At 57.4% G+C, this 6,967-nt stretch carries 6 protein-coding genes; 4 read left to right on the top strand and 2 right to left on the bottom strand.

Annotated features, from left to right (window positions below; genetic code table 11):
• Nucleotides 1-160 precede the first annotated feature (160 nt).
• Nucleotides 161-1,255: an iron-sulfur cluster carrier protein ApbC gene (gene apbC, locus AACY52_RS28005; RefSeq protein ID WP_339418279.1), complete on the bottom strand. Its 1,095-nt coding sequence runs from the start codon at nt 1,253-1,255 to the stop codon at nt 161-163.
• Between the two features lie 172 nt (nt 1,256-1,427).
• Between apbC and metG the strand changes: the two genes are divergently transcribed.
• The 4 genes from metG to AACY52_RS27985 all read left to right on the top strand — a co-directional run bounded on the left by metG (nt 1,428) and on the right by AACY52_RS27985 (nt 5,542).
• The gene (metG, locus tag AACY52_RS28000) at nt 1,428-3,479 is read left to right on the top strand and encodes a methionine--tRNA ligase (RefSeq protein ID WP_339561040.1); all 2,052 of its coding nucleotides are present in this window, start codon (nt 1,428-1,430) and stop codon (nt 3,477-3,479) included.
• Between the two features lie 111 nt (nt 3,480-3,590).
• Nucleotides 3,591-4,547: an electron transport complex subunit RsxB gene (gene rsxB, locus AACY52_RS27995; RefSeq protein ID WP_339435867.1), complete on the top strand. Its 957-nt coding sequence runs from the start codon at nt 3,591-3,593 to the stop codon at nt 4,545-4,547.
• A 66-nt stretch (nt 4,548-4,613) separates the two neighbouring features.
• Entirely contained in the window at nt 4,614-5,252 is a 639-nt protein-coding gene (nth, locus tag AACY52_RS27990; RefSeq protein WP_339435866.1) for an endonuclease III, read from the top strand.
• 107 nt (nt 5,253-5,359) lie between these two features.
• Nucleotides 5,360-5,542: a PA3496 family putative envelope integrity protein gene (locus AACY52_RS27985; protein WP_049709748.1), complete on the top strand. Its 183-nt coding sequence runs from the start codon at nt 5,360-5,362 to the stop codon at nt 5,540-5,542.
• Nucleotides 5,543-5,626: 84 nt separating this feature from the next.
• Here AACY52_RS27985 and AACY52_RS27980 read toward each other — a convergent pair whose 3' ends face one another.
• Nucleotides 5,627-6,259, bottom strand: coding sequence for a response regulator transcription factor (locus tag AACY52_RS27980; RefSeq protein WP_010212736.1), 633 nt, complete (start codon nt 6,257-6,259; stop codon nt 5,627-5,629).
• Nucleotides 6,260-6,967 lie beyond the last annotated feature (708 nt).

Genomic DNA, 6,967 nt, shown 5'->3' with positions numbered 1-6,967 from the left:
GTTGAAAAGGTCGCCGAGGTCGAGCAGGTGCTGCTGAACAGACATAAAAAATCCGATGCCAGATATCTGGCATCGGATTTTCTAGGAACTTCGACGTGAGCTCAAATGCTTAAGTGAACAGCATTACCGACAGGGTCGAGGCCTTTTCCCTGCATCACCCTCAGTCGTCGCTGACGGTAATAGTCGGCATGGCCGGTGCTGCTGCTTCCTGCAGGACGATTCGCGCGCCGACGTGACGTGCGAGTTCCTGATAGATCATGGCGACCGGGCTATCCGGTTCGGCTACTACGGTGGGCTTGCCGCCGTCCGCCTGCTCACGGATCAGCATTGACAGCGGCAACGAGGCCAACAGCTCCACACCGTATTGAGTCGCCAGTTTCTCGCCACCGCCCTCACCAAACAGATGCTCGGCGTGGCCGCAGTTGGAGCAGATATGCACCGCCATGTTCTCAACCACGCCCAGCACCGGGATATTGACCTTGCGGAACATCTCCACGCCTTTTTTCGCGTCGAGCAGCGCTAGGTCCTGGGGGGTGGTGACAATCACCGCGCCGGCCACCGGGACTTTCTGCGCCAGGGTTAGCTGGATATCGCCGGTGCCTGGCGGCATGTCGATCACCAGGTAATCCAGATCACCCCAAGCGGTCTGGGTGACCAGTTGCAGCAACGCGCCGGAAACCATCGGCCCGCGCCAGACCATCGGCGTGTTGTCATCGGTGAGGAAAGCCATGGACATCACTTCCACGCCCAAGGATTCGATAGGCACGAACCACTTCTGGTCCTTGACCTTCGGCCGAGTGCCTTCGGTAATGCCGAACATCACACCTTGGCTCGGGCCATAGATATCGGCGTCGAGAATGCCCACGCGCGCACCTTCACGAGCCAGGGCCAGCGCCAGGTTGGCCGCCGTAGTGGACTTACCCACGCCGCCCTTGCCGGACGCCACGGCGACAACGTTCTTGACGTTGGCCAGGCCCGGAATCTGCGCCTGGGCCTTGTGCGCGGCGATCACGCATTGAATGTCGACCTTGGCCGACCGTACGCCGTCCAGGCCTTCGATGGCCATTTGCAGCATCTGCGCCCAACCGCTCTTGAAAAGGCCTGCGGCATAGCCCAATTCCAACTGGACCGACACCTGGTCGCCGCGGACTTCGACGGCGCGCACACAGCCGGAGCTGACCGGGTCCTGGTTCAAATAGGGGTCGGTGTACTGGCGAAGAACGGCTTCCACCGCTGCGCGATTGACGGCGCTCATGGGCTACTCCCGAAAAAAGACTGACTGAAACAGGCGGCTATCCTAACCGTTCCAGCCGCCCAACGGCATGCTTTCGCAGGTTCGGAAGATTCTGAAACGGCGCCACGGGGTGAAATATATTTCCCGGCGCTTTATAGTGGCCGACCTCCGTTTCATCAAGTAGCCGAGCCCCATGTCCGAGCCACGCAAGATTCTCGTCACCAGCGCCCTGCCCTATGCCAATGGTTCGATCCATCTTGGCCATATGCTTGAGTACATCCAGACCGATATGTGGGTGCGCTTCCAGAAGCATCGCGGCAACCAATGCATTTATGTCTGCGCGGACGACGCCCACGGTTCGGCCATCATGTTGCGCGCCGAAAAGGAAGGCATCACCCCGGAACAACTGATCGCCAACGTGCAGGCTGAACACAGCGCCGACTTTGCCGAGTTCCTGGTGGATTTCGACAACTTCCACTCAACCCACTCCGACGAAAACCGCGAGCTGTCGAGCCAGATCTACCTGCGCTTGAAAGACGCCGGACACATTGCCCAGCGTTCGATCACGCAGTATTTCGATCCGAAAAAGAAAATGTTCCTGGCCGACCGCTTCATCAAGGGCACCTGCCCGAAATGCGGCACCGAAGACCAGTACGGTGACAACTGCGAAAAATGCGGTGCTACTTATGCACCGACTGACTTGAAGGATCCGAAGTCGGCGATCTCCGGCGCCACGCCGGTGCTCAAGGATTCCCAGCACTTCTTCTTCAAGCTCCCGGATTTCCAGCAGATGCTGCAAACCTGGACGCGCAGCGGCACGCTGCAGGACGCCGTCGCCAACAAGATCGCCGAATGGCTGGATGCCGGCTTGCAGCAGTGGGACATCTCCCGCGACGCGCCGTACTTCGGCTTCGAGATCCCGGGCGAGCCGGGCAAGTACTTCTATGTGTGGCTGGACGCGCCGATCGGCTACATGGCCAGCTTCAAGAACCTGTGTGATCGCACGCCTGAGCTGGACTTCGATGCCTTCTGGGCCAAGGATTCCACCGCCGAGCTGTACCACTTCATCGGCAAGGATATCGTCAACTTCCACGCCCTGTTCTGGCCGGCGATGCTTGAAGGTTCGGGCTACCGCAAGCCAACCGGCATCGCGGTGCACGGCTACCTGACGGTCAATGGCCAGAAGATGTCCAAGTCCCGTGGCACCTTTATCAAGGCGCGCACCTACCTGGACCACCTGTCGCCGGAATACCTGCGCTACTACTACGCCTCCAAGCTGGGCCGTGGCGTCGATGACCTCGACCTGAACCTGGAAGACTTCGTACAGAAGGTCAACTCGGACCTGGTCGGCAAGGTCGTCAACATCGCCAGCCGTTGCGCCGGGTTTATCCACAAGGGTAACGCCGGTGTACTGGTGGCCGAGAACGCCGCGCCGGAACTGACGGAAGCGTTCCTGGCCGCTGCGCCAAGCATCGCCGACGCCTATGAAGCCCGCGACTTTGCCCGCGCGATGCGCGAGATCATGGGCCTGGCCGACCGCGCCAACGCGTGGATCGCCGACAAGGCGCCGTGGTCGCTGAACAAGCAGGAAGGCAAACAGGCAGAAGTCCAGGCGATCTGCGCCACGGGCATCAACCTGTTCCGCCAACTGGTGATTTTCCTCAAGCCGGTGCTGCCATTGTTGGCCGCGGATGCCGAGGCGTTCCTCAATGTGGCGCCGCTGACCTGGAATGATCACGCCAGCCTGCTCAGCAACCATCAGTTGAACGAGTTCAAGCCCCTGATGACCCGTATCGACCCGGTTAAAGTCCAGGCCATGACCGACGCTTCGAAAGAAGACCTGGTCGCCAGCCAGACCGACACCGGCTCGGCTGCGCCAGCCGGCAACGGTGAGCTGGCCAAAGACCCGATCTCGCCGGAAATCGACTTTGATGCCTTCGCTGCCGTGGACCTGCGTGTCGCGCTGATCGTCAAGGCTGAAGCCGTGGAAGGCGCCGACAAGTTGCTGCGCCTCACACTGGACATCGGTGACGAGCAACGCAATGTGTTCTCCGGGATCAAGAGCGCTTATCCAGACCCGTCCAAGCTCGACGGTCGCCTGACCATGATGATCGCCAACCTCAAGCCACGGAAAATGAAGTTCGGTATTTCCGAAGGCATGGTCATGGCGGCCGGCCCTGGCGGCGAAGAGATCTACCTGCTGAGCCCTGACAGCGGCGCCAAGCCGGGTCAACGGATCAAGTAAGCCTATGGGCCTGCTGCAAGCGAATTAGGTCTACTGTAGGAGCCCGGCTTGCCGGGCGCCTACAAATCCACAACGCACCCGTTCGCTCAATGGCATGCCAATGATCACCCCATGAATCTGATTAAACGTATCGACGCGCTGCTGCCGCAAACCCAGTGCGGCAAATGCGGGCATCCCGGCTGCACACCTTACGCCGAGGGTATTGCTCAAGGCGAGGCGATTAACAAGTGCCCGCCTGGCGGACAGGAGACCATTGCTGGCCTTGCGCAACTACTGCGTGTGCCCGTGCTGGAACTGGATACGAGCCGTGGGGAAGCTGCGGCCCAGATCGCCTATATTCGCGAGGCCGAGTGCATCGGCTGTACCAAATGCATCCAAGCCTGCCCGGTGGATGCCATTGTTGGCGCTGCCAAGCTGATGCACACCGTGCTCATCGACGAGTGCACCGGTTGCGACCTCTGCGTTGCACCATGCCCTGTAGACTGCATTGAAATGCGCCCGACAGCCACCGTATTGCCAATTGTCGGCGGCCTGGCCGCCAATGATCAGCAACGCCATGAACGAGGGCTCAAGCGCGATCGCGCAAGGCGGCGTTATGAACAACGCAATGCGCGGCTGCAGCGGGAAGAATCGCAAAAACTCGCCGAACGCCTGGCTCGGGTCAAACGCCCAGTACCGGCTTTACCTGTAGAGGTCGGTACCGCGCAGGATGCGGCGATCAAAAAAGCTAAAATCACGGTCGCAATGAGTCGCGCCCAACTGCATAAATCCTTGAAGGCTTTCGGTCACCCGCCAACCTATGAACAACAGTCGCAGTTGATCGTCCTGCAGCAGCAGTACGAAGCGGCAGAACAAGCGCTGGCGACCTTGGAACCGGGCACCGCATCGAAGGCCGTCGGTACGACCATGAATATCGCCGACCTGAAACGCGCCAAAATCCAGCTGGCGATGCGCCGTGCGGCATTGAAGAAAGCCCAGGACCTGAACGCCGACTCGCAGCAAATGGCCGAGGCACAACACAACCTCGATGAGGCGCAGCGCCAAGTGGATGCCCATGGCAAGATCTGATCCGCAAAAACCTGCTGTGTGTATTGCTACAATCCCGCCGACCGACTCCTAGGAACGCCCCACCCCATGAACGCCGCAAAACGCCTGGAAATTTTCCGCAGGCTTCACGAAGACAATCCGGAACCCAAGACCGAACTGGCTTACACCACGCCGTTCGAGTTGCTGATTGCGGTGATCCTGTCGGCACAATCCACCGACGTCGGCGTCAACAAGGCCACGGCGAAGCTGTATCCCGTGGCGAACACGCCGGAAGCGATGTATGCCCTGGGTGTGGACGGGTTATCGGAGTACATCAAGACCATTGGCCTGTACAACAGCAAAGCCAAGAACGTTATCGAGACATGCCGCCTGCTGATCGAGCGGCATGGCAGCCAAGTGCCGCAAACCCGTGAGGAACTGGAAGCCCTGCCGGGCGTTGGCCGTAAGACCGCTAACGTGGTGCTCAACACCGCATTCCGGCAACTGGCCATGGCCGTGGACACCCACATATTCCGGGTCAGCAACCGCACCGGTATAGCCCGCGGGAAGAACGTGGTGGAGGTGGAAAAGCAGCTGATGAAGTTCGTGCCCAAGCCCTATCTGTTGGACTCCCACCACTGGCTGATCCTTCACGGGCGCTATGTTTGCCAGGCTCGCAAGCCACGCTGCGGCAGCTGTCGCATCGAAGACTTGTGCGAATACAAGGAAAAGACGTCCGACGATTGAGGGATCATTGGTTTTCTCAATCAGTCGATTGAAAAAATCTTTTTTACCGGATCATGGATTATCGTTATAAGGGGCGCCAACGGCAGTCTTAGCCCGGAGTGAACCTTATGAGCACTGGCAAAGAACAACTGGAAGTGGAAGACGACCTCGTTGAATCGGATGACGATGTGGTCGAGGCACCAGTGGCAGAGGTCGCCAAGACCAATTTGAGCAAACGCCGCACCATCGACAACCTTCTGGAAGAACGACGCTTGCAAAAACAGCTGGCCGATTACGACTTCGATCTCTAATCGAGCGGTCGACGGCCGGAAGCCTCCCTCACGGAGGCTTTTTTCTGCCGTTTATCCAAGCAATACGTGGTGCACTGCCCTCTTCTATACCAAGCCGTTGCGCTGGGCCAGTTCAATCAGGTCTACGAGGGAGCGTGCGTTCAGCTTGAGCAGCAAACGTGTCTTGTAGGTGCTGACGGTCTTGTTGCTGAGGAACATACCGTCGGCGATCTCCTTGTTGGTTCGACCCCTGGCCAACTGCTGCAATACCATCATTTCCCGTCCCGACAGGCGCTCGACCATATCAGCCTCACTGGCATTACCCATGGTGGAGCGTACCGAGTTGAGCGCCTGATTCGGGAAGTAGCTGTAGCCCGACAAGACCGCCTTGATCGCACTCAGCAGCTCGGTCAGGTCCTGTTGCTTGCACACGTAGCCGGCAGCCCCCGCCTGCATGCAGCGCATGGAGAAATGGCCAGGGGCCTGGGACGTAAGCACCAACACCTTGAACGGCGCGGGTTGTTTGGTAGAGGAAAGCCGGCAAATAACTTCCAGGCCATCAAGTTTGGGGATCCCAATATCCAGTATGACAATGTCCGGCATATGCTCTCGCGCAAGTTGCAACGCATCGACACCGTTATCGGTCTCGGCAACGACCTCATAACCATGACGTTCCATTAGCATACGCACAGCAAGACGAATGACGGGATGATCATCCACGATCAGCACTTTATTCATGAGAAAGTCCAATTTCGCTGTTCGAATTATTTAGAGCAAGCACAATAGCCTAGTCGTTTACTAGTTGGCATAGCATTCCCCCCCAAGCATTAGCAAGCAGAGACCCAACCCACAGCGATAAAGGAATTGCCCTACAAAAAAACGCCGTCTCAGATGTATCCAGTTTTATGGATCCTTTCAGAACTTTCCGGGGACTTACATACTTTGAGCGAAATATCCATGGCGTATGGGGGACAGGGTAAACGCGCCACACGCAACTCTCAGGAAATGCCCCTTGCCTCTGGCCCGCCGCCGAGAAAACCGGCAAGAAAAAACGGGTCGATTTAGTTCCATTCAACATATCCACTTACTTCCATATTTCCTACAGACCATTCTGCGTTTTATATATTCACGGCACTTACATGAGTGAATTTTCTGTAAGACCAGTTCCTACGCAGATGTAAAAAATTCATTCCCCCTACAAACTTTCAACGACAGTTCATTCAAGACCATCACTTGTGAGAGACCTCGGCAAAAAAACATCAACACATGTTTAAGCGCTATAAACACTCCAAGAGCCGACAAAACCCTAGGCAAAAAAAATGGTTCTTCACGGAATCACGGGAAAGACAGAAACAAGAACGCCGATTTGATGGATGATGTTCGTGCGAGCAAACACATCTAAAAAACCGGCGTTCTTATGCGTGATATTAATACTTTTCTTCCCTT

The sequence above is a fragment of the Pseudomonas sp. EA_65y_Pfl1_P113 genome (genome assembly GCF_963970525.1).
Taxonomy (GTDB): Bacteria; Pseudomonadota; Gammaproteobacteria; order Pseudomonadales; family Pseudomonadaceae; genus Aquipseudomonas; species Aquipseudomonas tritici.
This window is presented reverse-complemented; position numbering and strand designations above follow the sequence as displayed.

Excerpts from the sequence above, each read along its gene's own strand:
- apbC (WP_339418279.1), bottom strand. The coding sequence starts at position 1,255 with ATGAGCGCCGTCAATCGCGCAGCGGTGGAAGCCGTTCTTCGCCAGTAC.
- metG (WP_339561040.1), top strand. The coding sequence starts at position 1,428 with ATGTCCGAGCCACGCAAGATTCTCGTCACCAGCGCCCTGCCCTATGCC.
- rsxB (WP_339435867.1), top strand. The coding sequence starts at position 3,591 with ATGAATCTGATTAAACGTATCGACGCGCTGCTGCCGCAAACCCAGTGC.
- nth (WP_339435866.1), top strand. The coding sequence starts at position 4,614 with ATGAACGCCGCAAAACGCCTGGAAATTTTCCGCAGGCTTCACGAAGAC.
- AACY52_RS27985 (WP_049709748.1), top strand. The coding sequence starts at position 5,360 with ATGAGCACTGGCAAAGAACAACTGGAAGTGGAAGACGACCTCGTTGAA.
- AACY52_RS27980 (WP_010212736.1), bottom strand. The coding sequence starts at position 6,259 with ATGAATAAAGTGCTGATCGTGGATGATCATCCCGTCATTCGTCTTGCT.